Origin of the sequence: Vibrio vulnificus CMCP6 (assembly GCF_000039765.1) — a bacterium.
Classification (GTDB): domain Bacteria; phylum Pseudomonadota; class Gammaproteobacteria; order Enterobacterales; family Vibrionaceae; genus Vibrio; species Vibrio vulnificus_B.
The window spans coordinates 1308279-1332816 of record NC_004459.3 but is presented as its reverse complement, the minus strand read 5'-3'; the positions used below and the strand labels follow the sequence as shown (position 1 = coordinate 1332816).

At 47.4% G+C, this 24538-nt stretch carries 30 protein-coding genes; 11 read left to right on the top strand and 19 right to left on the bottom strand.

Features of this window, described 5'->3' with window-relative positions:
* The first annotated feature begins 17 nt into the window (after window positions 1–17).
* From rraA to glpX, 3 genes are all read left to right on the top strand, one after another.
* On the top strand, window positions 18–539 hold the full coding sequence (gene rraA / locus VV1_RS06425; protein WP_011079329.1) for a ribonuclease E activity regulator RraA: 522 nt from the start codon (window positions 18–20) through the stop codon (window positions 537–539).
* A 221-nt stretch (window positions 540–760) separates the two neighbouring features.
* On the top strand, window positions 761–1003 hold the full coding sequence (gene zapB, locus VV1_RS06420; RefSeq protein WP_011079328.1) for a cell division protein ZapB: 243 nt from the start codon (window positions 761–763) through the stop codon (window positions 1001–1003).
* A gap of 216 nt (window positions 1004–1219) precedes the next feature.
* Window positions 1220–2227 (top strand): class II fructose-bisphosphatase, encoded by a 1008-nt coding sequence (glpX, locus tag VV1_RS06415; RefSeq protein ID WP_011079327.1) that lies wholly within the window; start codon window positions 1220–1222, stop codon window positions 2225–2227.
* A gap of 72 nt (window positions 2228–2299) precedes the next feature.
* Here glpX and VV1_RS06410 read toward each other — a convergent pair whose 3' ends face one another.
* On the bottom strand, window positions 2300–2926 hold the full coding sequence (locus VV1_RS06410) for a helix-turn-helix transcriptional regulator (protein WP_011079326.1): 627 nt from the start codon (window positions 2924–2926) through the stop codon (window positions 2300–2302).
* A gap of 245 nt (window positions 2927–3171) precedes the next feature.
* Between VV1_RS06410 and VV1_RS06405 the strand changes: the two genes are divergently transcribed.
* Window positions 3172–3510 (top strand): DUF3135 domain-containing protein, encoded by a 339-nt coding sequence (locus VV1_RS06405; RefSeq protein ID WP_011079325.1) that lies wholly within the window; start codon window positions 3172–3174, stop codon window positions 3508–3510.
* 67 nt (window positions 3511–3577) lie between these two features.
* On the opposite strand, the gene VV1_RS06400 is transcribed toward VV1_RS06405, so the two are convergent.
* Together VV1_RS06400 and VV1_RS06395 are read right to left on the bottom strand one after the other, a co-directional pair.
* Window positions 3578–4000, bottom strand: a complete 423-nt coding sequence (locus tag VV1_RS06400) for a DUF805 domain-containing protein (protein ID WP_011079324.1) — start codon at window positions 3998–4000, stop codon at window positions 3578–3580.
* Between the two features lie 57 nt (window positions 4001–4057).
* Complete coding sequence (locus tag VV1_RS06395) at window positions 4058–4405, bottom strand: 5-carboxymethyl-2-hydroxymuconate Delta-isomerase (RefSeq protein WP_011079323.1); 348 nt, start codon at window positions 4403–4405, stop codon at window positions 4058–4060.
* A gap of 302 nt (window positions 4406–4707) precedes the next feature.
* Between VV1_RS06395 and tpiA the strand changes: the two genes are divergently transcribed.
* Together tpiA and galE are read left to right on the top strand one after the other, a co-directional pair.
* Entirely contained in the window at window positions 4708–5478 is a 771-nt protein-coding gene (gene tpiA / locus VV1_RS06390; RefSeq protein WP_011079322.1) for a triose-phosphate isomerase, read from the top strand.
* Window positions 5479–5656: 178 nt separating this feature from the next.
* Window positions 5657–6667, top strand: coding sequence for a UDP-glucose 4-epimerase GalE (galE, locus tag VV1_RS06385; RefSeq protein ID WP_011079321.1), 1011 nt, complete (start codon window positions 5657–5659; stop codon window positions 6665–6667).
* Window positions 6668–6763: 96 nt separating this feature from the next.
* Here galE and bfr read toward each other — a convergent pair whose 3' ends face one another.
* From bfr to fkpA, 11 genes are all read right to left on the bottom strand, one after another.
* Window positions 6764–7240, bottom strand: a complete 477-nt coding sequence (bfr, locus tag VV1_RS06380; RefSeq protein ID WP_011079320.1) for a bacterioferritin — start codon at window positions 7238–7240, stop codon at window positions 6764–6766.
* 73 nt (window positions 7241–7313) lie between these two features.
* A complete protein-coding gene (locus VV1_RS06375) occupies window positions 7314–7502 on the bottom strand; it encodes a (2Fe-2S)-binding protein (protein ID WP_011079319.1) in 189 nt (62 codons plus the stop codon).
* 207 nt (window positions 7503–7709) lie between these two features.
* The gene (gene tuf, locus VV1_RS06370) at window positions 7710–8894 is read right to left on the bottom strand and encodes an elongation factor Tu (protein ID WP_011079318.1); all 1185 of its coding nucleotides are present in this window, start codon (window positions 8892–8894) and stop codon (window positions 7710–7712) included.
* A 150-nt stretch (window positions 8895–9044) separates the two neighbouring features.
* On the bottom strand, window positions 9045–11144 hold the full coding sequence (fusA, locus tag VV1_RS06365) for an elongation factor G (RefSeq protein ID WP_011079317.1): 2100 nt from the start codon (window positions 11142–11144) through the stop codon (window positions 9045–9047).
* 75 nt (window positions 11145–11219) lie between these two features.
* Window positions 11220–11690: a 30S ribosomal protein S7 gene (rpsG, locus tag VV1_RS06360; RefSeq protein WP_011079316.1), complete on the bottom strand. Its 471-nt coding sequence runs from the start codon at window positions 11688–11690 to the stop codon at window positions 11220–11222.
* Between the two features lie 117 nt (window positions 11691–11807).
* Complete coding sequence (rpsL, locus tag VV1_RS06355; protein WP_011079315.1) at window positions 11808–12182, bottom strand: 30S ribosomal protein S12; 375 nt, start codon at window positions 12180–12182, stop codon at window positions 11808–11810.
* A 171-nt stretch (window positions 12183–12353) separates the two neighbouring features.
* The gene (gene tusB / locus VV1_RS06350) at window positions 12354–12629 is read right to left on the bottom strand and encodes a sulfurtransferase complex subunit TusB (RefSeq protein ID WP_011079314.1); all 276 of its coding nucleotides are present in this window, start codon (window positions 12627–12629) and stop codon (window positions 12354–12356) included.
* Window positions 12630–12637: 8 nt separating this feature from the next.
* Window positions 12638–12994 carry a sulfurtransferase complex subunit TusC gene (gene tusC, locus VV1_RS06345; protein WP_011079313.1) on the bottom strand — a complete coding sequence of 119 codons (357 nt, stop codon included), beginning with the start codon at window positions 12992–12994 and terminating at the stop codon, window positions 12638–12640.
* On the bottom strand, window positions 12991–13386 hold the full coding sequence (tusD, locus tag VV1_RS06340; RefSeq protein WP_011079312.1) for a sulfurtransferase complex subunit TusD: 396 nt from the start codon (window positions 13384–13386) through the stop codon (window positions 12991–12993). Before tusD ends, tusC begins: the two co-directional genes overlap by 4 nt.
* Window positions 13383–14105 carry a helix-turn-helix transcriptional regulator gene (locus VV1_RS06335; RefSeq protein ID WP_011079311.1) on the bottom strand — a complete coding sequence of 241 codons (723 nt, stop codon included), beginning with the start codon at window positions 14103–14105 and terminating at the stop codon, window positions 13383–13385. Before VV1_RS06335 ends, tusD begins: the two co-directional genes overlap by 4 nt.
* Before the next feature lie 151 nt (window positions 14106–14256).
* The gene (fkpA, locus tag VV1_RS06330; protein ID WP_011079310.1) at window positions 14257–15039 is read right to left on the bottom strand and encodes an FKBP-type peptidyl-prolyl cis-trans isomerase; all 783 of its coding nucleotides are present in this window, start codon (window positions 15037–15039) and stop codon (window positions 14257–14259) included.
* Between the two features lie 128 nt (window positions 15040–15167).
* Here fkpA and VV1_RS06325 point away from each other — a divergent pair, with 128 nt between their 5' ends.
* Together VV1_RS06325 and VV1_RS06320 are read left to right on the top strand one after the other, a co-directional pair.
* Window positions 15168–16148, top strand: coding sequence for a WD40 repeat domain-containing protein (locus VV1_RS06325; protein ID WP_013571009.1), 981 nt, complete (start codon window positions 15168–15170; stop codon window positions 16146–16148).
* 2 nt (window positions 16149–16150) lie between these two features.
* A complete protein-coding gene (locus VV1_RS06320; RefSeq protein ID WP_011079308.1) occupies window positions 16151–16378 on the top strand; it encodes a SlyX family protein in 228 nt (75 codons plus the stop codon).
* 94 nt (window positions 16379–16472) lie between these two features.
* On the opposite strand, the gene VV1_RS06315 is transcribed toward VV1_RS06320, so the two are convergent.
* From VV1_RS06315 to kefG, 5 genes are all read right to left on the bottom strand, one after another.
* Complete coding sequence (locus VV1_RS06315) at window positions 16473–17414, bottom strand: isoaspartyl peptidase/L-asparaginase family protein (RefSeq protein ID WP_086016916.1); 942 nt, start codon at window positions 17412–17414, stop codon at window positions 16473–16475.
* Between the two features lie 126 nt (window positions 17415–17540).
* Window positions 17541–18140, bottom strand: a complete 600-nt coding sequence (gene slyD / locus VV1_RS06310) for a peptidylprolyl isomerase (protein WP_011079306.1) — start codon at window positions 18138–18140, stop codon at window positions 17541–17543.
* A gap of 95 nt (window positions 18141–18235) precedes the next feature.
* Window positions 18236–18442 (bottom strand): YheV family putative zinc ribbon protein, encoded by a 207-nt coding sequence (locus VV1_RS06305; RefSeq protein ID WP_011079305.1) that lies wholly within the window; start codon window positions 18440–18442, stop codon window positions 18236–18238.
* A 2-nt stretch (window positions 18443–18444) separates the two neighbouring features.
* Window positions 18445–20247, bottom strand: coding sequence for a glutathione-regulated potassium-efflux system protein KefB (kefB, locus tag VV1_RS06300; protein WP_011079304.1), 1803 nt, complete (start codon window positions 20245–20247; stop codon window positions 18445–18447).
* Window positions 20231–20809, bottom strand: a complete 579-nt coding sequence (kefG, locus tag VV1_RS06295) for a glutathione-regulated potassium-efflux system ancillary protein KefG (protein ID WP_013571005.1) — start codon at window positions 20807–20809, stop codon at window positions 20231–20233. Before kefG ends, kefB begins: the two co-directional genes overlap by 17 nt.
* A 202-nt stretch (window positions 20810–21011) precedes the next feature.
* Here kefG and VV1_RS06290 point away from each other — a divergent pair, with 202 nt between their 5' ends.
* The 3 genes from VV1_RS06290 (at window position 21012) to VV1_RS06280 (ending at window position 24533) form a co-directional block, all read left to right on the top strand.
* Window positions 21012–22934 carry an ABC transporter ATP-binding protein gene (locus VV1_RS06290; protein ID WP_011079302.1) on the top strand — a complete coding sequence of 641 codons (1923 nt, stop codon included), beginning with the start codon at window positions 21012–21014 and terminating at the stop codon, window positions 22932–22934.
* Window positions 22931–23410: a TIGR02444 family protein gene (locus VV1_RS06285; protein ID WP_011079301.1), complete on the top strand. Its 480-nt coding sequence runs from the start codon at window positions 22931–22933 to the stop codon at window positions 23408–23410. Before VV1_RS06290 ends, VV1_RS06285 begins: the two co-directional genes overlap by 4 nt.
* A 145-nt stretch (window positions 23411–23555) precedes the next feature.
* Window positions 23556–24533 carry a hydrolase gene (locus tag VV1_RS06280; protein ID WP_011079300.1) on the top strand — a complete coding sequence of 326 codons (978 nt, stop codon included), beginning with the start codon at window positions 23556–23558 and terminating at the stop codon, window positions 24531–24533.
* The last annotated feature ends 5 nt before the right edge of the window (window positions 24534–24538 follow it).

The following is a 24538-nucleotide window of genomic DNA, read 5'->3' as shown; positions in this document are numbered from 1 at the left end:
ACCAAAGAAGGTATGCCATGGAATACAACACTTCAGCCCTTTGCGATATCTATATGGACCAAGTGGATGTAGTCGAGCCTATGTTCAGTAACTTTGGTGGCCGCGCTTCCTTTGCCGGACAAATCACCACAGTCAAGTGTTTTGAGGACAATGCCCTCATTCGAGAAACGCTGGAACAAGATGGTGTTGGCCGTGTACTTTTGGTTGATGGTGGTGGTTCATTGCGCCGAGCATTACTTGACGGCGAACTTGCCGCGATAGCGGAAGAGAACGAATGGGAAGGCATCGTTGTCTACGGCTGTGTGCGTGAAGTGGACGAGCTGGAAGATATGAATATCGGCATTCAAGCTTTAGCCTCTATTCCAGTGGGTGCTGCCATGCAGGGTGTTGGCGAAGTGGATGTTCCCGTCAATTTTGGTGGGGTGACCTTCCTTCCAGAAGACTACCTCTATGCAGATACAACGGGCATCATTCTCTCCCAAGAGCCTCTCAGTGCCGATCTTGAAGAAGATGAAGAAGAGCCAGAGCTGCTCGATTAAAGAGAAAAAAGCGTCACTTTGACGCTTTTTTCTATTGAGCAAGCAGTCAAAACAGAGCAAAAGTCAGCGCGGCGTAAAGATGCGCTGTTTTTTTGACCGAATGATGCAAATTATTCAATATAGGGCGTGTTTCTCGGCCTTGTGCTGAGTAGAATGAGGCTAACAGACTTGAGTAGTAGCAAGGGCTACACTCGTAACCGAATCAATATAGGTAGGCCAAGATGTCTTTTGAAGTATTAGAAAAACTAGAAGCTAAAATTCAGACCGCTGTCGATACTATCGCTTTGCTACAAATGGAAGTAGACGAGCTTAAAGAAGACAAAGCTAAGTTGGAAACGGAAGCGAATGAACTACGCGCTCAACGTGAACAACTTGAGCAAAAAGCGCAGCAAACTCAACAAGAGCATGCTCAATGGCAAGAACGCATTCGCGCGCTTCTTGGCAAAATGGAAGACGTCGAGTAATTCTCCGCTTCTAGGGAAAAACCTAGACACCACATACGAGGCCCTAAGAGCGTTTATGCCTTGGGCCTCGCACCTCGCACCTCGCACCTCGCACCTCGCACCTCGCACCTCGATTTTCGCCTTTAAACCGAATTTAGCAAACGTTTTCCCTACATTTTGTGCTAGAATCGCGGCAATTTTACTCTTCCTTCGATTTAACACTTTTTTGGAGACAACATGAAACGCGATTTAGCGATGGCCTTTTCCCGCGTCACAGAAGGCGCTGCTCTAGCGGGTTATAAATGGCTAGGCCGTGGTGACAAAAACGCGGCGGATGGCGCTGCAGTAGAAGTCATGCGCACCCTGCTGAATAAAACCGACATCAGTGGCGAAATTGTTATTGGTGAAGGTGAAATCGACGATGCCCCGATGCTTTACATTGGCGAAAATGTTGGCCTAGGTGGTGATGAAGTGGATATCGCGGTCGATCCAATCGAAGGGACGCGCATGACCGCGATGGGCCAATCAAACGCTCTTGCGGTACTGGCTGCCGGTGAAAAAGGGAGCTTTTTAAAAGCACCGGATATGTACATGGAAAAACTGGTGGTTGGCCCTGGTGCAAAAGGAGTGATCGATCTCAACAAGCCACTTAAAGAAAACCTCGTGAACATCGCACAAGCGCTTGGAAAAACGCTTGATACCTTGGTGGTGATTACCCTTGCAAAGCCTCGTCATGATGAGGTGATCGCCGAGATGCAACGCATGGGTGTTCGTGTTTTCGCTGTGCCGGATGGTGATGTGGCCGCTTCGATTCTTACCTGCATGCCAGACAGTGAAGTTGACGTGATGTACTGTATTGGTGGTGCACCTGAAGGGGTTGTCTCAGCGGCCGTCATTCGCGCATTGGATGGCGACATGCATGGTCGTCTTTTACCCCGTAACGAAGTAAAAGGCGATAACGAAGAAAACCGCAAGTTTGCGGATTTCGAGCTCGAGCGCTGCGCTGAAATGGGCGTGGAAGCGAACAAAGTGCTAAAACTGGAAGACATGGCACGCAGTGATAACGTCATTTTCTCCGCAACAGGCATCACTAAAGGCGATCTACTTGAAGGCATCAGCCGTCAAGGCAATATTGCAACCACTGAAACATTGCTGATTCGTGGCCGTTGTCGAACAATTCGTCGTATCAAGTCGATTCATTATCTTGAGCGCAAAGATGACGAAGTGAAAGCGATCATTCTTTAACATACAAAGAGAACATGAAAGGAGGGCTGCCTAATAGGCAGCCCTCTTCATTAAAAGTCTTACACAGAATATCTATCCACCATTCGCGATTATAATGCGGTAAGCACAACGCCTCTGGCCTTCAATAATGTGCTCACTGCGCTCGATGTGGCACTCATCACCAAGCAACTTTTGGAACACATTCAACTCCGACTGACACAAACTTGGGCAGCGTTGCGCCGCTTTACAGATCGGGCAATGGTTTTCCGTCAGCAGGTAGCCTTCATCCGTCTTTTCTAGCTCTGCCATGTAGCCTTCTTCTTCTCTCATCAGGGTAAGCGTTTCGAGTCGACTGGTCAGATCCAAACACGTAGCTAACGCCTTTTGATAGTGCAAAAACGTTTTTTGTTCACGCTCTGCCGCCACCTTTGCTAGGCCCTCAGCACCAAACAACGCCTCTACGGCATCGATAACCTGAATCGTTAACTCGCCATGGCGATCAGCAAACTGCTCATGTCCCTTTTGCGTTAAAGACCAATGACGAGTTGGACGGCCGATTTTCACCTTCACATCGTGAAAATGCACCAGACCATCCTCTTCCAGACTCTGCAAATGTTGGCGGGCCCCCATGGTTGTCATACCCAAATCAGTCGCTATTTGCTTTGCGGTAACCGCCCCATCTCGTTTTATGGATTGAATGATCCTATCTATGGTCTTCATGTTTCCCTCTTGCCCTGTGCAGATATTATGCGCCATAGGATTAGTAAAGAAAAGGCTTGATAATCTCCAGGAGTAGAGACGCTTCTCTCTTCATCGACCATCTAACTCTGCTCATCTCAAAGTCGAACTCACTGTATCATTTTTTGGACAAGCAATTTCCTCCCTTTCCATTTACCGAATCTGACATATGCTTTGTGTATAGATACTGTTTATTTTATCAACAGCAGAACACAGGGAGAGTCGTTATGGGCAGTCTTCAAACGGAGCAACAGTTACCATCGTTTGATGAGATGATGGCGCTCGCCGCAGAGAATCCAGATGCGTTTAATCAATTCAAGCAAGATATGTGTCAGGAGATGATTCAATCAGCTTCTGAGGCCATGAGAGAGAGGTTACTTGCACAGCAAAGCCATATCGATTTGGTGATTAGCCGTTGTAAAAACCCCGTCCACACTAACGTGGTTTTGATGAATGAGTTAACCAAACAGATGGTCAAATTTCGTGAAGCACTGGACAGTGATGGCTCAGAATTACAAGCACCCAGCGCAGAAGTGATACCTTTTGCACCCAAAGGCTTTTATTAGTTTGAGCGAAAACCAATAAGGCCCACAATGGGGCCTTATTGGTTTCAGATACGATTCAATCTCTTAGTTAGCGTTCAGGCTCGCCATAACGGTTGCTGCCTTCTGTCCCTTTGAGAAAACCACACTCTAACAAAATCCAAGCACCACATAGCAACGCTATCGAGCCAATCAATGTCTCCATGCCACTCGGCTCTTGTGCTAAAGGAGCAGACAAAGGCGTCGCCAAACGGCCTAAGATCAAAGGTATGTTCAGTACTAACCAATACGCCGATTTATTGCGGTCATGCCAGCGTTTTGTAGTCACCGCTAAATCTGGGATGAGTAAAGCCAGTAAGAAGATCGGTAGCAAAATATAGCTATAGGCAGGGAATAACTTCGACACTGCGGTCACAAAACCCAAAATACCCAAGTAATAACACAAATTCCAAAGCCAATATGTTTTACGGCCGATACGACCTTGGAAAGAAAAAAGCAGTTCTTTTAACGACATCAAATACAATCCCAAACCAGATACACCACCGTTACCCAAAAAGTAACGCAATGGGGATCAGTTTACCACCTTCTGAAAACTATCCTTATCCATATCTCGAATATTCACCGTCAAACTGCGCACATGGCTAGCGGTTTCCTGAAGAGCTGCCATCAATTGGCGCGAGAGTTCTCGTTTTTGTTCTTCGGTTCGTCCTGATAATAAATCAAAGCTAACATGAATAAAGTCGACACTGTCCCCTTCTTCTCCGATCAACCAATGGTGGCAGCGCAGCGTTCGCGACTTAACCGATGGCGCGTCGAACAAGCCACTTTTGATGGCAATGTGGTGAAGATCCTCCAATAAACCGGGAATATTGACGCGTTCTTCAACGGAATTTGAATACTCTAAGACTAGATTTGGCATGATACTTCCTTTTGTTGCCGATTTTCGATTGGTAACGCTGACATAGAGTAATACCAAGCTCACCGACAAATTCCGAGTAATTGGCTATGGTTATGCAGGATAGATCACCAATCGTTTTCGTCTGAGCGAAATATCAGTGAGTTTGACGCGCTCTGACCAGCCAAAGAAAGCGACAAGAAATGACACGAGTCATGATCTATCCACATATTTCTGTTATATTCCTACGTAGATTTTTTACATAAATTGGCTTCATTGGTTCGCCTGTGAAGACTTCGATTCAATAAAGATATGGAGATATTCCTATGCGTCGTCCTGTAGTGATGGGTAACTGGAAACTTAACGGCAGCAAAACTATGGTTGCTGAACTGCTAACTGGTCTAAACGCTGAACTAGAAGGCGTTGAAGGTGTAGACGTAGCGGTAGCGCCGCCAGCACTTTACATCGACCTTGCAGAGCGCCTAATCGCTGAAGGTGGCAACAAGATCATTCTTGGTGCACAAAACACTGACATCAACAACAGCGGTGCATTCACTGGCGACATGTCTCCTGCAATGCTAAAAGACTTTGGTGCTACTCACATCATTATTGGTCACTCTGAGCGTCGTGAATACCACAATGAATCAGATGAGTTCGTAGCGAAGAAGTTTGCATTCCTGAAAGAAAATGGTCTAAAACCAGTTTTCTGTATCGGTGAAACTGAAGCGCAAAACGAAGCAGGCGAAACTGAAGCCGTTTGTGCACGTCAAATCAACGCAGTGATCGACGCATACGGTGTTGAAGCGCTAAACGGTGCCATCATCGCTTACGAACCAATCTGGGCGATCGGTACAGGTAAAGCTGCAACAGCAGAAGATGCACAGCGTATCCACGCCTCTATCCGTGCGATGATCGCAGCAAAAGATGCTGCAGTAGCAGAGCAAGTGATCATCCAATACGGTGGTTCTGTTAAGCCAGAAAACGCGGAAGCTTACTTCGCACAACCAGACATCGATGGTGCTCTTGTTGGTGGCGCATCTCTAGATGCTAAGAGCTTCGCAGCGATCGCGAAAGCAGCAGCGAAAATGAAAGCGTAATTCAACGCCATCCTATCTTTGTATTTAGGGCGTATTTCTTCGGGAATACGCCCTTTATTTTAGCCTCAACATTTCTCGAATTTGGTTTTGCCCTATTCTGTTCATCGAGAATCTTTTCTAATAAACTCACAAAGTTAATTTGGCTAGATAATTGGAAATATAATTTCAGAGGACAACTATGAACATACTGGTCACCGGTGGCAGCGGTTATATTGGCAGCCACACCTGTATTCAGATGATCGAAGCAGGAATGACGCCCATCATTTTGGACAATCTTTATAACAGCAAATTGCTGGTACTCGATCGCATTGAACAGGTCACAGGCGTGCGCCCCACTTTCTATCAAGGTGACATTCGTGACAGTGAGATTCTGCAACACGTCTTTGCTCAGCACGATATCCAGGGCGTCATCCACTTTGCAGGCCTAAAGGCAGTAGGAGAATCGGTTGAAAAACCTCTGATGTATTATGATAACAATGTGTCAGGCACCCTAAATCTTGTCCGAGAAATGGATAAAGCTGGTGTTAAGAGCCTTATTTTCAGTTCGTCAGCCACCGTCTATGGTGATCCCGCCTCCGTACCAATCCGTGAAAATTTCCCAACCTCAGCCACCAACCCTTATGGGCGGAGCAAATTGATGGTGGAAGAGTGTCTGACCGACTTCCACAAAGCCAATCCTGATTGGAGCATCACCCTGCTGCGTTATTTCAATCCCGTTGGCGCTCACGAGTCGGGTTTGCTTGGTGAAGATCCTCAAGGCATTCCAAATAACTTATTGCCCTTTGTCGCTCAAGTTGCGGTTGGTCGACGCGAAAAACTGGGCGTATTTGGTGACGACTATCCAACACCAGATGGCACTGGGGTTCGTGATTACATTCACGTCATTGACCTTGCAGACGGTCATTTGGCGGCTTTGAATAAAGTGGGGCAGCAAGCAGGATTGCATATCTTTAACCTTGGTACCGGCCAAGGGAATAGCGTACTTGAAATGGTCGCTGCTTTTGAAAAAGCGGCTCAGCGTCCTATTCCTTACGAAATCAAACCTCGCCGTGCCGGTGATATTGCTGAATGCTGGGCCGATCCTGCCTATGCGGAACAAGTATTGGGATGGAAAGCGACACGCTCACTAGAGACCATGGTGGTAGATACTTGGCGTTGGCAATCCAACAACCCAAATGGCTATGAGTAATCGCCATCACTGACACGTTTTGCTGTATTGCTAACACAATAAGGGCGAGTGAGAACTCGCCTTTTGCTTGTGGGTACGTTAGAAATAGAGGTCAGATTAATCCTCATCAACAAACTGGGCCTGTAAGTAGTTTTCAATACCCGTCAATTGAATAAGGCCTAGTTGCGTCTCAAGCCAATCCACATGCTCTTCTTCGTCTTCTAAGATATCTTGGAAAAGATCACGTGACACATAGTCGTGCACATCTTCTGCGTAGGCAATCGCCGCTTTTAGATCGGGAATGGCAGCCATCTCTAGCTTTAAATCGCACTCCAGCATTTCTTGAGTATCTTCGCCAATCATGAGCTTACCTAGGTCTTGCAGATTTGGGATGCCTTCAAGAAACAAAATGCGCTCAACAAGATGGTCTGCATGCTTCATCTCATCGATTGATTCGTGATATTCCTTGTCCGCGAGGTGCTTGAGCCCCCAATCTTTATACATGCGGGCATGGAGAAAGTACTGGTTGATGGCAATCAGTTCATTGCCTAATACTTTGTTGAGATGTTGAATAATTATTGGATCGCCTTTCATGACATAGCCCTCCTCTTTGGCTTCTATAACTGTAGAACCAATTGAGAAGGTGTCAAAAAGAAAGCCGTTTAGGTTAACTGGCTTGCTTGAATAGTGCCGGAGCAGTCTCGTTGATAATCTCTTTCGCCATACGTATGCATTTGCCACATTGACTTCCCAATGCAGTGCACTTTTTGATTCCGCGAATATCCGCAACACCTTGCTCAATAACAAGCTTGCGAATTTTCTTGTCTGAAACACCATGACACAAACAAACGTACATATTACAACTCAACCTATCAATTACGATGTTAAATATAATAGATAATCATTATCATTACCATGCTATGTAATGCGTGTTTTTAGACTATTTTGTTATTAAGCGAGCTCTGTTTTATATAAACGAAAAGAGGAAGCCAAAGCTTCCTCTTTTCTTGTGCGCTGTTCTTCAAATTGAAGAAGAGTGCAAGATTTCGTTTAATTCAAAGAATTATGCGAAGATCTTAGCAACAACACCAGCACCAACAGTACGGCCACCTTCACGGATCGCGAAACGTAGACCTTCGTCCATCGCGATTGGAGAGATTAGCTCAACAACCATTTGGATGTTGTCACCAGGCATTACCATTTCTACGCCTTCTGGTAGAGAGATATCACCAGTTACGTCAGTTGTACGGAAGTAGAACTGTGGACGGTAGCCTTTGAAGAATGGAGTGTGACGACCACCTTCATCTTTAGAAAGTACGTATACTTCTGATTCGAACTTAGTGTGTGGAGTGATTGAACCTGGCTTAGCAAGTACTTGGCCACGTTCTACTTCATCACGCTTAGTACCACGTAGTAGGGCACCAACGTTCTCACCCGCACGACCTTCGTCTAGAAGCTTACGGAACATCTCAACACCAGTACATGTAGTAGTTGTAGTATCTTTGATACCTACGATTGCTACTTCATCACCAACTTTCAGAATACCACGCTCGATACGGCCAGTTACTACTGTACCACGACCTTGGATTGAGAATACGTCTTCGATTGGCATTAGGAATGGTAGATCGATTGCACGCTCTGGCTCTGGGATGTAAGTATCTAGAGCTTCAGCTAGTTCGATGATTTTCGCTTCCCACTGCTCTTCGCCGTTTAGTGCGCCTAGTGCAGAACCTTGGATAACTGGTAGGTCATCACCTGGGAAGTCGTACTCAGATAGAAGTTCACGAACTTCCATTTCTACTAGCTCTAGAAGCTCTTCATCATCAACCATGTCACATTTGTTCATGAATACGATGATGTAAGGGATACCAACCTGACGGCCTAGTAGGATGTGCTCACGAGTTTGTGGCATTGGGCCATCTGTCGCAGCAACAACTAGGATACCACCGTCCATCTGTGCAGCACCAGTGATCATGTTTTTAACATAGTCAGCGTGTCCAGGACAGTCTACGTGTGCGTAGTGGCGAGCTGGAGTGTCGTACTCTACGTGAGAAGTAGAGATTGTGATACCACGCTCACGCTCTTCTGGAGCGTTGTCGATTGATGCGAAGTCACGAGCAGCACCGCCGTAAACTTTTGCAAGAGTAGTACAGATAGCTGCAGTTAGAGTTGTTTTACCGTGGTCAACGTGGCCGATAGTACCAACGTTTACGTGCGGTTTTACACGTTCAAATTTTTCTTTAGACACGTTCGTGTTCCTTCCTAGTTATGATTCGCCACGATCAGAATTGATCGAGACGCGCCAGAAATTGTTATTTTATGCGCCAACGCTCGTCAGCGCAATATTTGGACGTATTGATCTGCAAAAAAGAACCTTTTTCACGATCAATACTCCCGATTAGTAGCCACGTTCTGCGACAATTGCTTCCGCAATGTTCTTAGGCACTTCTGCATACTCGAAGAATTCCATCGAGTAAGAGGCACGACCTTGAGTCGCAGAGCGCAGGTCGGTAGCGTAACCAAACATCTCAGAGAGTGGCACTTGAGCGCGAATGATCTTCAGACCAGCCACGCCTTCATCCATACCTTCAATGATGCCGCGGCGACGGTTCAAGTCACCCACCACGTCACCCATCCAGTCTTCTGGAGTGGTTACTTCAACCTTCATCATAGGCTCAAGAATAACAGGTTGCGCTTCTAGTGCGCCCTTCTTGAATGCCATCGAACCAGCGATCTTAAACGCCATTTCGCTCGAGTCGACATCGTGGTAAGAACCGTCAAATAGTGTTGCTTTAATATCGAGTACTGGGTAACCCGCTAGCACACCACTATTCATTTGTTCTTCGATACCTTTCGCTACCGAGCTGATGTATTCCTTAGGAATAACACCACCAACCACTTCATCAACAAAGACAAAACCTGCACCAGGTTCCGAAGGTTCAAGTTTGATCCACACGTGACCATATTGACCACGACCGCCTGATTGACGAACAAACTTGCCTTCAACTTCCGATTTACCACGAATAGTTTCACGGTAAGCAACCTGAGGTTTACCTACGTTACAATCCACGCTGAATTCACGCTTCATGCGATCAACGATGATATCTAGGTGTAGTTCACCCATACCAGAGATCAGCGTCTGACCAGTTTCCGCATCCGTTTCTACGCGGAATGATGGATCTTCTGCAGCCAGTTTACCTAGTGCAATACCCATTTTCTCCTGGTCAGCTTTCGAACGCGGTTCAACCGCGATTTGAATCACTGGCTCAGGGAATTCCATTCGTTCAAGGATCACTTTATGATCTGAGTTACAGAGAGTATCACCCGTTGTAACGTCTTTCAGACCAATCGCTGCTGCGATGTCACCTGCGCGAACTTCTTTAATTTCTTCACGTTTATTCGCGTGCATCTGAACGATACGTCCAAAACGCTCTTTCTTTTGCTTCACGGAGTTGTAAACAGCATCACCTGTATTTACCACACCAGAGTAGACACGAATAAAGGTTAGCGTTCCTACAAATGGGTCAGTTGCAATCTTGAATGCCAACGCAGAAAACGGCTCGTTGTCGTCAGCATGACGCTCAACTTCGTTGTCATTTTCGTCGATACCCTTGATAGCAGGAACATCAATTGGCGATGGTAAGTATTCGATCACTGCATCCAATACCGCTTGAACACCTTTGTTTTTGAACGCACTACCACAAGTAGCAAGTACGATTTCGTTGTTTAGTGTACGAGCACGTAAGGCTTGTTTGATCTCAGCTTCAGTCAGCTCACCTTCTTCAAGGTACTTATCCATTAGCTCTTCGCTTGCTTCCGCTGCCGCTTCAACAAGGTTGTTGCGCCATTCTTCAGCAAGTTCGATCATGTCCGCTGGAATCTCTTCATAAGTGAAGGTCATGCCTTGATCGGCTTCATTCCAGTTGATCATTTTCATCTTGATTAGGTCGATGACACCTTTAAAGTCCTCTTCCGCACCAACGTTTAGTTGAATCGGAACAGGATTTGCACCAAGACGATTTTTAATTTGGTCCACAACGCGTAGGAAGTCTGCGCCTGCACGGTCCATCTTGTTAACGAATACCATACGTGGAACGTGGTATTTGTCTGCTTGACGCCATACAGTTTCAGACTGAGGTTCAACACCAGATGAGCCACAGAACACAACCACAGCACCATCTAGTACACGAAGAGAACGCTCTACTTCGATAGTAAAGTCAACGTGTCCAGGGGTATCAATGATGTTTACGCGATGATCTTGGAATTGTGCTTCCATACCACGCCAGAAGGTCGTAGTCGCAGCAGATGTGATTGTGATACCACGCTCCTGCTCCTGCTCCATCCAGTCCATGGTTGCAGCACCATCGTGAACTTCGCCGATTTTGTGAGAAAGGCCAGTGTAGAACAGAATACGCTCAGTTGTGGTTGTTTTACCTGCATCTACGTGAGCACAGATACCGATGTTACGGTAGCGCTCAATAGGAGTTTTACGAGCCACGATTGTATCCTCTTACTAAGGGATTCCTTAGAGTGTAGAAAAGTGCTGCGAGAGGACCTCGCAGCACAGAAGGTATTACCAGCGGTAATGAGCGAATGCTTTGTTCGCTTCTGCCATACGGTGAACGTCTTCACGTTTCTTAACAGCAGTACCTTTGTTGTCTGACGCGTCTAGCATTTCAGCAGCTAGGCGAGCAGCCATAGATTTTTCACCACGCTTACGCGCAGCTTCAACCAACCAACGCATAGCAAGTGCGTTACGGCGAACCGGACGTACTTCTACTGGAACTTGGTAAGTTGAACCACCAACACGGCGAGATTTAACCTCTACCGCTGGGCGAACGTTTTCAAGAGCTTCTTCAAATACAGCTAAGTGATCTTTACCAGATTTCTCAGCCATAGTGTCTAGTGCAGTGTAAACAATTTTCTCTGCAACAGATTTTTTACCGTCAACCATAAGGATGTTAACGAATTTTGCCAGCAGTTCAGATTTGAACTTTGGATCTGGAAGGATCTTACGCTGACCAATAACGCGACGACGTGGCATGGATATTCTCCGTTGTCTTATTCTTCAGGTTATCCAAAACTTTTCAGTTTCTTCAAAATTAAAATTTAATTTTAGTGTTTGGCCTTACTTAACGCTTCTCTTGTAACAAGAAGGGCATTAAGACTTAGGACGTTTCACACCGTACTTAGAACGACCTTGTTTACGGTTGTTCACGCCTGCACAGTCAAGTGCACCACGTACTGTGTGGTAGCGAACACCTGGAAGGTCTTTAACACGGCCACCACGGATAAGAACAACCGAGTGCTCCTGAAGGTTGTGACCTTCACCGCCGATGTACGATGTTACTTCGAAGCCGTTTGTCAGACGTACACGACAAACTTTACGAAGTGCTGAGTTAGGTTTTTTAGGTGTAGTTGTGTAAACACGAGTACATACACCACGTTTTTGTGGGCACGCTTCAAGTGCTGGCACGTTGCTTTTAACAACTTGCTTCGCACGTGGCTTGCGTACCAACTGGTTAATAGTTGCCATTAACTAGCTCCTGATTTACTTAAAGTAAGCTTTGTGAAAAATCTAATCCCCAACCACGCAAGCGAGTTAGGGACGCAAAATTCTATGCAGCAGTGAGAAGTGTGTCAAGAAATATACGGATCTTTTTTGTCCAACTGGTTTTCCTCTCCTCTACAAGCACAGAAGAATGGGTTACGACCACGTTAGGGAAGGTGAATGTTCCACCGTTAAATCAACCAATTGGTGGTAGTCCACCATGGCGATATTGGTGCTTAGTCGCGATTCAAGGCCTCTTGCCAGCACATCACCGTGCAACACATAGACGCCCTGTTTAGGTAAGAGTGACTGCAATGGGTGCACAGATGTGGCGGCATAAACCGCTTCTTCCAATAAGACGATGGCGTCAGAAGCCGTGCAGAGGAGTAGAGCCTCTTCCAAGGCGTGAGAGCTCTTAATCAAATGAAGCATGATATTCCTTAGAATGAAAGCAGTTGCGCCGAGTTATGAAGAACACCTTGTAGCTGCGCAGTGTCAACCACCTCGACCTCAATGAGCAAATCTTCACTCGTTAAGCCACGTTGCTGCAGCGATTGCTGGCAAACGTACACGTGCTCAATATCGTACAAATCAAACAACTTGAACATTGGTGCATAATCTTTACACAGAATGGATGCCGTTTGCTGACCTGCCAGCAACTGATAGACACCATCACCGATGAAGACCACGCTGATCGCTTCGCAATACGCAGAGGCCGCTAGCAACGCATCAACGCCTTCTCTACCAGAAGAGTGGCTATGTGGCGCGGTGCGAAAGAGATACGTTAACTGACTCAAAATTGCACCACTCTATCTTGGGTTAACATCGCTTCTGCCAAACTGCCCAAACCTGCTTGTTCGAACCCGTCCGCCAGATTATGTTGCAACAGGCCATGCTGCGAGGCCTCAGATTGGCTAACAACACCACGACGCAGTGCGGCAGCGACACAGGTCTCCAGCCTTACATTGTGTTGCTTTGCCAACTGTTGCCATGCTTTGGTCAAATGAAATTCATCATTAGCAGGCACGGTGAGCTCAGTGCCATTGGTAACGCCATCTTGATAGAAAAAGACACTCACTAAGGTATGCCCTTTCTCTATCAAAGCGCTAGCAAATTGATACGCCGTTCGCGCCGATTGGCTACCATACACTGAGCCATTCACCACCAAAGTGTAGCGTAACGTGCTCACTTCTCATCTTCCTCAGTTTTACGCTGACGGATGTAGAGGTAAACCGTGTGTTTGGAAATATTCAGTCGGTCAGCCACTCGGTTGATGGCATCTTTAATATCAAAAATGCCTTTATCAAACAGTTCCATGACAATTTGACGGTTCTTAGTGTTGTTGGAGACGGATTTGTCGGCATTGATTTCTTCAATGGTGCGCTCAACCGTTTGATCCACCAACTCTTCCACATCGCTTGCGAAGTTAACAGAGGAAGCCGCTTGCTTCGCTTCTTCCGTTGGCATGAAAGATTGCAACACTTGCGAGAATGGTGCATCCAAATTGACGTTGATACACAACAAGCCAATGACACGATTGTCTCCGTTACGGATTGCGACGGTGATCGATTTCATCAATACCCCGCCCTTGGCGCGAGTAAAGTACGAACGTGAGAAGTTACGCTCAGACCCTTCGATATCACGCAACATTTTGAGCGCCAAATCGGTAATTGGGGAGCCGACCTGACGGCCTGTGTTCTCACCGTTCGCGATTTTGATCGCAGAGGTATTTAAATCTTCCAGCGAGTGTAAAACGATCTCACAAAATGGCCCAATCAGGCTGGCAATCCCGTCAACCACGGCTTCATAAGAACGAAGAATGATTTTGTCGTGCTCAGTAAATGGCTTCACATGAACGGACTCCATTTCGAGCAACATATCTGCAGTTAGTGTTTCTGTCGTTGTCACTTTTTCTTAGCCTTAGAGCGAATAATCAACAAATTGCTGTAAGTTTATCAGAAATTTTGAGCAGAACACCTAGCTAAGTGACGAACTAGTGACTTAGAACAAAAAAGGGCTCGAATGATTCGAGCCCTTTTGATTGCGAAACTATTGCAAATTACTGCGCGTTGTCGCCGTTTTCAATCTTCAATAGTTCGACTTCGAACACCAATGTTGAGTTCGCTGGAATGCTTGGCGTGTCTTGCGCGCCGTACGCTAGCTCAGGTGGAATAACGAACTTGAACTTAGAACCTACTGGCATCAATTGAACACCTTCCGTCCAACCTGGGATAACTCGGTTCAGTGGGAAAGTTGCTGGCTCACCACGATCGTAAGAGCTATCGAACTGAGTACCATCTGTTAATGTACCTTTGTAGTGAACTTGAACTGTGTCGGTGTCTTTTGGTTTCTCACCTTCAGCAGGCGTGATCACTTGGTATAGAAGACCAGTGTCCGTCTTCACCACACCTTCTTGTTTTTCAAACTCAGCGCGGAATTCATCACCGGCTTTCTTTGCAGCTTCTGCTTTTTCTGCCGCTTTCTTCTGCATGGTTTCAGCTACGCGCTTATCTAGCGCTTCTAGTGCCGCGCGTGTTTCTTCTTCATTCAGCTCAGGGTTACCAGCAAAAACATGCTCGATACCTTTAAGCACCAAATCTTTATTTAGGTTGATACCAATTTCACTTGGCTTGTCTAGGCTTGCACTTAGGTAGTTAGCAAACGACACGCCAATCGCGTAAGCCGCTTTGTCATCTTCTGATTTAAAGTGAACCGCTTTACCGGTTTCTGCCTGTACCTGCTCTGCTTGTGGTGCGGCTGCTGGTTTTGCTTCTTCTTTCTGACAGCCGACTGCCAGCATTACAGTAGCTGCAAGCAGTGACACTTTTAAAACTGATTTCATTAAACTCTCCAATTAATGGATAAACCATTGGTTATTGTCCACAAATCTCATAACAGATTGGTGAAGTCGATTGTTATACCAATATACTAGCTATATGTCTTGGGACACAAACCGGATTATTAGATGTGATGCAAAGAATTCTTCATTCCTTACTCTTGCTAATTGTCATTCCTCTGTTAAATGGCTGTTTTTTTTCTACGCAGGATGAACAACGTTGGGAAATCGAACCACAAGGTTCCACCAGTTTCGCCTTAAGTCGTGATGGCCGTTTTGCGTTGCTCTACTCAACCCAACGCCATTTGGTGCTGTGGGATTTGGTCGAGAGCAAAGAACTTGCCCAACTCGGCGAGCAAGATCCTGAAGCCAACGTCGTGTCCAACATCCGAATCTCTGATAACGGCCGCTTCGCGGTGACCGCCACGCAAATGAACTTTGCGGTGTGGGATCTTGGCTTAAGCCAGTCTGAAGGTCTTTGGTCGATCTCAGACGGATTGATCCGTGATGTTGATATCAGCAGCAACGGCGAACAAGTCCTCCTTGGTTTGTCCAACGGGAAAGCCATTTACGTCAACTTAGTCACCGGACGGCGAATGGAGTTCCTTGCTCACCGAGAAAAAGTGAATTCTGTCGCCATCTCCGCCAATGGCCGTTTCGCACTGACTGGCGGAAATGATTACAAAGCCTACCTTTGGGATACCGAAACAGGATTAGTCATGCGCACCTTTGAGCACGAAGAGCGCGTCAATCGTGTTGCTTTACAACGTGACGGCCAATTAGCCTTCACCTCTGATGGCGGCAACCAAGCGATTGTGTGGGATTTGAAAACGGGTCAACAAATTAGCCAATTAAAAAGTTGGTCACGCCAGTTAATCTTCTCTACGGCACGTTTTTCTGATGATGGTCGTTTACTGGTGACAGGAACCCCTTCAGGTCGAGTCGCGGTTTGGAATACCACCAGCGGTAAACAAATTGAAAGTTATGAGGTGGAACCGTTAAAAGATGCTCGCCCTCCTCGCGCGGTAGTGTATGATGCCGCTTTTGATGCTCAGCGCCGAGTGATTACGGCAACCTCTGCAGGCATCGCCCAAGCATGGCCATTGGAGAATTAAGCATGACAGAAAAAACCATCGCATTGCTTGAAAACCGCATCAATGACTTGGAGTGTCAGGTGGCGTTTCAAGAACAGACGATTGAAGAACTGAACGACGCTCTGACGCAGCAGCAACTGCTGATTGCCAAGATGCAAGATCAGATGAAGTATGTGGTCGGCAAAATGAAGAATATGGACAGCTCAAACATGGTAGACCCAGCAAAAGAGCCACCACCACCGCACTACTAAACTCAAAAGTTAAGTTCAAACTCAACCAAGCCCAGCAAATCTGCTGGGCTTAGTGTTTTGTTACGGATAGTAGGATGGCGGCTTGTTGCGTTGTTTATTCGTCAGCGTAGATTTTCACGCAAAGCTCGCCTTGGGTATTGATGGCCGCTCGATACATACCGGAACTGTTCATGGCAAAGTGAATGTCCCCCTGCGCATCAACCGCAATTAAACCGCCTTCGCCACCCATGCTCTTCAGCTCTCCGTGAATAATCTGCTCACACGCCGTATGCACATCTTCGTTGAGATAGCGCATCCGCGCCGCAACATCTTCGGCCACACGCTTACGAATAAAGAACTCGCCCACGCCAGTCGTCGACACCGCCACCACGCCATTTTTTGCCACGGTGCCACAGCCAATCAGCGCAGAATCGCCAACGCGGCCATATTTTTTATTGGTGACACCGCCCGTACTGGTAGCGGCCGCAAGATTGCCTTGCTGATCCAGCGCCACCGCACCCACCGTGCCATGTTTTTTATCATCGGGATATTTGGCTTCCGACAACGCAAACAAGCCTTTTTCACGCATCGAGAGCAGTTGCTCATAGCGTCGGTCAGTAAAGAAATAATCCTGTTCGGTGTACTGCTGGCCTTGCTCAAAAGCAAATTTCTCCGCCCCTTCCCCAATGAGTAGGACATGAGCACTGTTTTGCATCACATCACGCGCCAGCTCTATGGGGTTTTTGATATGGCGAACCCCAGCAACGGCCCCCGCTTTGAGCTCTCGTCCATGCATCACAGAGGCATCCATCTCCACCATTTCATTGTGAGTCAGCACCGAACCTTTTCCTGCATTGAAATTCGGCGAGTCTTCCAACACTTTGGCCGCAGCCACCACCGCATCCAATGCATCGGCTCCTTGCTCAAGTAATTGATACCCCGCTCTGACCGCGTGTTGTAAATCGGACAAAATGGCCTCTTTGAGCTCATCGCTCATCTGGCTGCGTAAAATGGTGCCGGCACCACCGTGAATGGCAATGGAAAAAGGCTTGTTCATCGTGGCTCTACTCATTAAGAATCCTTGGCCAATATCTGAGCGTAGAATAGAAAAAAGCGCAAGCAGATTTCTCCGCTTGCGCTTGTTTACCTAAACTCTCCCGACTTATTCGAGAGATGGGTTCAATTAGTGTGAACCGCAGCTACCGCCACCGCAGCAACCGTCTTTTTCGCCGTGGCTGTGGCCGTGACCTTCGCCGCCACAACAGCCGCCTTCGTGGTCGTGATCATGGTCATGATCATGACCACCACAGCAACCGCCACCTTGATGGATGTGACCGTGCTCGATCTCTTCCGCTGTCGCTTCACGAACAGCAACCACTTCTACGTCGAATGTCAGTGTTTGGCCAGCTAGCATGTGGTTACCATCCACCACCACTTCATCACCATCAACTTCAGTCACTTCAACAGGGATTGGACCTTGGTCTGTGTCAGCAAGGAAACGCATGCCCACTTCGATTTGGTCAACACCTTGGAATACTTCCGCTGGTACACGTTGAACCAACGCATCGTTGTGCTCGCCGTACGCATCTTCCGGAGCAACTGTCACTGTGAATTTATCACCCGCCACTTTGCCTTCAAGCTCGTTTTCTAGGCCAGTGATTAGGTTGTTGTGACCGTGCAAGTAATCCAGTGGTGCATCGGTTGTTGAAGAGTCAACCACAATGCCATCTTCCAGTTTTACCTGATACGCAAGGCTAACAACCACGTTCTTTTCAATTTTCATAACTACTCCAGAGAGGTTAATTTGCCTGACCAATCCCAATCAGTCAGAACCAAATATCAATGCCGATATTATGGGGATCAATCTGAGAAACTCAATTATTCCGGCTTAAAAATACCGATCATTTCCTGATCCGCGTGTTTATTTTTATCTACAGACTTTGGCTTGCGTTGCTCTTTGAAGTCACACTCGACACATTCCACCAGCTCGATATTGTTCTCACTCCACCACAATAGAGTGTCTTGCTGCTGACACGAAGGACAGCTGGCCCCAGCAATAAAACGTTTTTTGCTTTTCACTAACATGACTACCTTTCATCCCAGAAATTTCGCGACTGATGATCGTTTTCCATCTCATGCGCAAAGATTTCTTCTAGTTCTTTTCTCGCTTCTTTAGCACGCTGTGCCAATTTTTTATCTTGATTGTGCTGCGGCAATAGCTCTTTAAGCATAGCATTATCTAGCTTGCGAAAATGCGCTTCTGCCCGCTTTGCTTGATAGGGGTGCATGCCGATTTCCACTAAGGTTTGACGCCCAAGATCAAGCGCACCTAAAAAGGTCTCACGCGAATAAGTGCTCACACCATGACTGAGCAATTGATAAGCTTCTACGCGACTACGTGCTCGCGCCAACACTTTCAAATTCGGGAAATGCTGCTGACACAACTCAACAATACTCATCACTTGATCCGGTGAATCAGTACAAATCACTAACGCTTCGGCTTTGGCCGCGCCTGCCGCTCGTAGCAAATCTAACTGAGTGGCATCACCATAAAAAACCTTGTAGCCATATTTCCGTAACAGTTGGATCTGGCTAGCATCGCTCTCTAAGACCGTCACTTTGATCTTGTTGGCATACAGTAAGCGGCCGACAATCTGACCAAAACGGCCAAAACCCGCAATGATCACTCGCGGCTCCGTATCCACAACATCCGGTGCCAGCACGTCACTCTCTTGATTTAACGTTCGGGCATACCACCATTTCTGAATATTGAGCAATAGCGGGGTGGTGACCATCGACAAACTCACCACCACCAGTAAGAACGAGACTTCACTGGGATTGAGCAGCCCCTCTTTGCTCGCCGCAGTAAAAATAACAAAGGCAAACTCTCCCCCTTGGCTGAGAATCGCCGCCATACGGCTGCGCGCTTTCGCACGCATACGACTCACACGCCCCAACAAGTAAAGTACTGCTCCTTTAAGCGCCACCAATCCCAACACCGCAGAAATCACTTCTATCGGATGGACCACCAGTAACCCTAAGTTGACCGCCATGCCGACCGCAATGAAAAACAAGCCAAGTAGCAACCCTTTAAAAGGCTCAATCGCAATCTCTAGCTCGTGGCGATATTCACTTTCCGCCAACAATACCCCAGCTAAGAAAGTGCCAAGAGCCATCGATAAACCCAACTGCTGCATCAGCATCGCAATACCAAGCACCACCAGTAAAGCGGTGACGGTAAACAGCTCTCTGACTCCAGTGAGCACCACATAGCGAAACAGCGGTCGCAATAAAAAGTGTCCGCCAACCAAAAGCCCAACCACCGCAGAGAAGGTCAGTAAGGAACTCAGCCAATCGCCACTCATGCCGCTTCCCGCCAAGAGCGGCAACAACGCGAGCATAGGAATAACGGCAATATCTTGGAACAGCAACACGGCAAAGCCAGACTGACCCGTTTCCGTTCTTGCAAGCCCTTGCTCTTCAAGTACTTTAAGCGCAATCGCGGTGGAGGAGAGCGCAAGCCCCATTCCAATCACCAGCGCAGTATTCCAACTCACGCTAAACCATTGGATGATGCTGGCAATCAGTAAGGTGGTGATCACCACCTGAGCGCCACCCAAGCCTAAAATAGGACCGCGCATTTGCCATAATTTTTTCGGATTCAACTCCAAACCAATCAGAAACAGCAGCAGTACCACGCCAAGCTCGGCAAAGTGTAAGATGGCGTCAACATCGCTAATGAGCCCCAATCCCCATGGGCCAATGGCCACGCCTGCCAGCAGATAACCCAGGACCGACCCCAATCCAGAGCGCTGCGCCAATGGCACCGCGACTACCGCAGCAGAGAGAAAGACCACACTGGTTTGTAAAAAATCACTGGTGAGAGCCATCAAAACCTCCTAACGGATCGTTGAGCCACTGCCGATACTGCTCGGCGTGTTGATAGCGTTCTACATCAGAGACGTTTCTCGCCCAATAGAGCACTAAGGGTTCAATCCAGTGCATTTGACACAGTGCCGCGGTTAATTCAAATGGCTGCAGAATCTCTTCGAGTGGGTATTTATTGTAGCCTTTGGCGCTAAATGCTTCTTTTTTGCCACCGGTGGTGATGACGCTGCGCCAATACTTCCCCGCCAACGCTTGGCCTTGCCCAAACGCAAAGCCCTTGCCCAACACACGGTCAATCCACTCTTTGAGTAACGCAGGGCAGGAATACATAAACATAGGGTGATGCAGAACAATAACATCGTGCTCAAGCAACAATTTATGCTCGGCTTTCACATCAATAAAGAAATCTGGGTAGATGGCGTAAAGGTCACGAATGGTCACGTGCGACAATGAGGAGATTTTCTTAATCATGACCTGATTGGCCACGGACGTGTGTGACTCCGGGTGGGCATAAATCACCAAAACTTTGGGCTGTTTTTTTGTTATCGCGCTATTGATCATCATGGCGTCTTCCATTCGTCCCATTTATCGTCTTTGTGATCGGCTCCCCTTGAACTTGCGTGGAAGCTAATAAAACAAAGTGTTACTCACTTGTTACTCATCATACTCATATTTGCATAATGATCGACATTTATCCTCTTTCCTCCTACTATGCGCAGCAAGAAAGTGCACGAATAAACAGCATTGATAAACTAAGCAGAACGACATGATTACCTTTTCAGATATCCAGCTGCTGCGCGGCGGCTCTCCTCTCCTTGACCAAGCATCCGCAACGATTCATCCGGGTGATAAAATCGGCCTTGTCGGCAAAAATGGCTGTGGTAAATCCACCCTGTTTGCCTTAATTAAAGACGAACTTTCGATTGATGCGGGCTCATTTAGCTCTCCTCAACATTGGGAGTTAGCTTGGGTCGCACAGGAAACGCCCGCTTTAGAACGCAGCGCCATTGAATATGTGATTGATGGCGATCGTGAATATCGTCAGCTTGAACGCCAGTTGGCGGAAGCCGAAGCACAAGAACAAGGGACTCGCATTGCTGAATTGCACGGTAAAATTGAAACCATTGGCGGCTACAGCATTCGTGCACGCGCTTCAGAGCTTTTGGATGGTTTAGGTTTTAGCCAAGAGCAGATGCATTGGAACCTGACCCAGTTTTCGGGTGGCTGGCGCATGCGTCTCAACCTTGCTCAAGCCCTGCTGTGTCGTTCTGATCTGTTGCTGCTTGACGAACCAACCAACCACTTAGACCTTGATGCTGTCATGTGGCTAGAACGTTGGCTACAAAGCTACCCAGGTACTTTGATGCTGATCTCGCACGACCGTGATTTTCTCGACCCAATCGTGAACCGCATCGTTCACATTGAAAACCAGAAACTCAATGAGTACACCGGTAACTACTCATCATTTGAAAACCAGCGCGCTCAGAAACTGATCCTGCAACAATCGATGTTTGAGAAGCAGCAGAAGCAGATGGCGCACATGCAAAGCTACATCGATCGTTTCCGCTACAAGGCGTCCAAAGCACGCCAAGCGCAAAGCCGCATCAAAGCGCTGGAGAAGTTAGAAAAAGTGCTCCCCGCACAGTTTGATAACCCATTTAGCTTTGAATTTCGTGAACCTGCCGCGCTGCCAAATCCGATCATGATGATGGATGACGTTTCTGCCGGTTACGGTGACAACCTCATCCTCGATAAAATTCGTCTTAATCTGGTGCCAGGCAGCCGCATTGGTTTGCTCGGCCGCAACGGCGCTGGTAAATCAACGCTGATCAAGCTCCTCTCCGGAGAGTTGAAAGCCCAAGGTGGCGATTTGACTTACTCGCAAGGCGTCAAAATTGGTTACTTTGCTCAACACCAATTGGAAACCTTGCATCCCGAAGAAACGCCACTGCAACACATGATGCAGATCGCGCCAGATAAAACCGAACAAGAACTGCGTAATTATCTGGGTAGTTTTGGTTTTCACGGTGACAAAGCACTGGAGAAAGTGGCGCCATTTTCAGGCGGAGAAAAAGCTCGCTTAGTGTTAGCGTTGATCGTCTGGCAAAAACCAAACTTACTGCTGCTCGACGAACCGACCAACCACCTAGACTTAGATATGCGCCAAGCGCTGACACTGGCACTGCAAACCTTTGAAGGCGCGATGGTGATCGTCTCACACGATCGCTATTTGATCCGCGCGACCACCGATGATCTTTACCTAGTGCACGATCGCCAAGTGGCTCCATTTGATGGTGATCTCAATGACTACTACAAATGGCTCACTGAACAGCAAAAAGCGGAGCGTCGCGAAGCGGCCGCAGAAATGCCTGCCAAAGACAGCAGCAACAGTGCCGCAGCGAAAAAAGAGCAAAAGCGTCGTGAAGCCGATTTTCGTAAGTTAACCGCACCAATTCGCAAAAAACTGACACAGTTAGAAGCGAAAATGGATAAGTTGGGCGAAGCGTTGGCAGAAGCAGAGCAGCAATTGTCTGATAACTCACTGTATGATGCCGAAAATAAAGCTAAACTTACTCAAGTACTGGCGCTGCAAGCACAAAGTAAATCCGCTCTCGAAGAGATTGAAATGGAGTGGATGGCAGAACAGGAAGTACTGGAACAGATGGAACAGGAGTTCAATAGCCAATGAGTTCAGAGCACGTCCAACCTTCACTTACCCTCGAAAGGCTGTGGCAATTCAGCCTACAATATTATTCGATTCGAGAAGTGAAAGAGGCGTGCCTTGCTTTGCAGAACAACTTTAACGGCAACGTCAACTTACTGTTGCTGTTCAAATGGCTCGATGAACAACAACTGACGTTTCAAGAGCAAGAGTGGCACCAAGTACAAGCCTGCTTGGGCCGCTCTGAAACCCTACTGCATACCTATCGCGATCTCCGCCGCCAGTTTAAACAGCATCTGCCGGATACCCTCTATCGCGAAGCACTGCAATTTGAACTGCAATTGGAAAAGCAGCAACAATCCGATCTCGTTGATTGCATCAACACCCTAACGCTGTCACCCAACCAGCAACAGCCGCTCACACAGCGCTACTGCCAACATCTCGGTGCCGCGCATCTCTACAACGCCTTCGCCGTTGCCTCACCGTCGCAGAAACTCGGTTGAAGTGTGATCCTGAGCCCGTCTCACAAAGAACATTACCCTCAATGATTGACGAAAAGTTGAGCAGAAGGACTAAATTAACTCGTATCACGCATACAAAGATCAGTGAAATGCCTCGCTGATCCAAATAACTCAAAGAGCAACACACATGACTCAGTTTACCGCCGCAGCTGGGATAAAAAATCCACACCTACAAACCTTATTGCCGCGCTTAATTCGAAAAAAAGCCTTGTTTGAACCTTTATGGCAAACGCTGGATACGCCTGACGGTGATTTTTTGGATCTCGCTTGGAGCGAATCTCCACACAATGATCAAGCCAAAAACAAACCCTTGTTTGTGTTATTTCACGGCCTTGAAGGCTGCTTCTATAGCCCTTACGCCAATGGTCTAATGAAAGCGTTTGCTGACGCTGGTTGGTTGGCGGTGATGATGCATTTTCGTGGTTGCAGCGGTAAGCCCAATCGCCTCGCGCGCGCGTACCACTCCGGCGAAGTTGAGGATGCAAGACTGTTTCTTACGCATTTGCACGACGCGTTTCCTCACACGGTCAAAGTCGCCGTGGGCATCTCCTTAGGGGGCAATATGCTGGCCAACTACCTTGCCAAGTATCAGGGAGACGAACGGCTGGATGCAGCGACCATCGTCTCTGCGCCTCTGGATTTGTCCGCTTGTTCGCAACGTATTGAGCAAGGGTTTTCGCGCGTCTATCGTCGCTACTTACTCTCCTCGCTCAAACGCAATGCACTGCGTAAGCACCATTTGCTGGCTGGCGAACTCGATCTTTCCTATCAAGCGATTAAACGAGTAACAAGACTGTACGACTTTGATGACTTGATCACCGCCCCGCTGCACGGCTTTCAAGATGCCGCCGATTATTATCAGCAGTGTTCTGGGCTCAACAAACTTCGTGATATTCGCATTCCGACTCAAATCATTCACGCGAAAGACGATCCCTTTATGACCGACGCAGTGATCCCTAAGTTTGTGCTCCCAGACAACATCGATTATCGACTGTTTGATCACGGTGGTCATGTCGGTTTTCTCAGCGGAACCGCACTGCAACCGCGATTTTGGCTAGAAGAAGCGCTGCCCGCCTACTATGAAAGTATGGCGGTTTCTGGATAATAGCG

Bases quoted from the DNA above. Each gene is read 5' to 3' on its own strand.
- VV1_RS06280 (WP_011079300.1), top strand. From the start codon at position 23,556: ATGACTCAGTTTACCGCCGCAGCTGGGATAAAAAATCCACACCTACAA.
- VV1_RS06375 (WP_011079319.1), bottom strand. From the start codon at position 7,502: ATGTACGTTTGTTTGTGTCATGGTGTTTCAGACAAGAAAATTCGCAAG.
- galE (WP_011079321.1), top strand. From the start codon at position 5,657: ATGAACATACTGGTCACCGGTGGCAGCGGTTATATTGGCAGCCACACC.
- VV1_RS06405 (WP_011079325.1), top strand. From the start codon at position 3,172: ATGGGCAGTCTTCAAACGGAGCAACAGTTACCATCGTTTGATGAGATG.
- rpsG (WP_011079316.1), bottom strand. From the start codon at position 11,690: ATGCCACGTCGTCGCGTTATTGGTCAGCGTAAGATCCTTCCAGATCCA.
- kefB (WP_011079304.1), bottom strand. From the start codon at position 20,247: ATGGCTCTCACCAGTGATTTTTTACAAACCAGTGTGGTCTTTCTCTCT.
- fkpA (WP_011079310.1), bottom strand. From the start codon at position 15,039: ATGAAATCAGTTTTAAAAGTGTCACTGCTTGCAGCTACTGTAATGCTG.
- tusB (WP_011079314.1), bottom strand. From the start codon at position 12,629: ATGCTTCATTTGATTAAGAGCTCTCACGCCTTGGAAGAGGCTCTACTC.
- tpiA (WP_011079322.1), top strand. From the start codon at position 4,708: ATGCGTCGTCCTGTAGTGATGGGTAACTGGAAACTTAACGGCAGCAAA.
- rpsL (WP_011079315.1), bottom strand. From the start codon at position 12,182: ATGGCAACTATTAACCAGTTGGTACGCAAGCCACGTGCGAAGCAAGTT.
- VV1_RS06305 (WP_011079305.1), bottom strand. From the start codon at position 18,442: ATGTTAGTGAAAAGCAAAAAACGTTTTATTGCTGGGGCCAGCTGTCCT.
- kefG (WP_013571005.1), bottom strand. From the start codon at position 20,809: ATGATGATCAATAGCGCGATAACAAAAAAACAGCCCAAAGTTTTGGTG.
- VV1_RS06315 (WP_086016916.1), bottom strand. From the start codon at position 17,414: ATGAACAAGCCTTTTTCCATTGCCATTCACGGTGGTGCCGGCACCATT.
- glpX (WP_011079327.1), top strand. From the start codon at position 1,220: ATGAAACGCGATTTAGCGATGGCCTTTTCCCGCGTCACAGAAGGCGCT.
- slyD (WP_011079306.1), bottom strand. From the start codon at position 18,140: ATGAAAATTGAAAAGAACGTGGTTGTTAGCCTTGCGTATCAGGTAAAA.
- zapB (WP_011079328.1), top strand. From the start codon at position 761: ATGTCTTTTGAAGTATTAGAAAAACTAGAAGCTAAAATTCAGACCGCT.
- VV1_RS06320 (WP_011079308.1), top strand. From the start codon at position 16,151: ATGACAGAAAAAACCATCGCATTGCTTGAAAACCGCATCAATGACTTG.
- VV1_RS06285 (WP_011079301.1), top strand. From the start codon at position 22,931: ATGAGTTCAGAGCACGTCCAACCTTCACTTACCCTCGAAAGGCTGTGG.
- VV1_RS06400 (WP_011079324.1), bottom strand. From the start codon at position 4,000: ATGTCGTTAAAAGAACTGCTTTTTTCTTTCCAAGGTCGTATCGGCCGT.
- bfr (WP_011079320.1), bottom strand. From the start codon at position 7,240: ATGAAAGGCGATCCAATAATTATTCAACATCTCAACAAAGTATTAGGC.
- VV1_RS06290 (WP_011079302.1), top strand. From the start codon at position 21,012: ATGATTACCTTTTCAGATATCCAGCTGCTGCGCGGCGGCTCTCCTCTC.
- VV1_RS06325 (WP_013571009.1), top strand. From the start codon at position 15,168: ATGCAAAGAATTCTTCATTCCTTACTCTTGCTAATTGTCATTCCTCTG.
- VV1_RS06410 (WP_011079326.1), bottom strand. From the start codon at position 2,926: ATGAAGACCATAGATAGGATCATTCAATCCATAAAACGAGATGGGGCG.
- VV1_RS06395 (WP_011079323.1), bottom strand. From the start codon at position 4,405: ATGCCAAATCTAGTCTTAGAGTATTCAAATTCCGTTGAAGAACGCGTC.
- rraA (WP_011079329.1), top strand. From the start codon at position 18: ATGGAATACAACACTTCAGCCCTTTGCGATATCTATATGGACCAAGTG.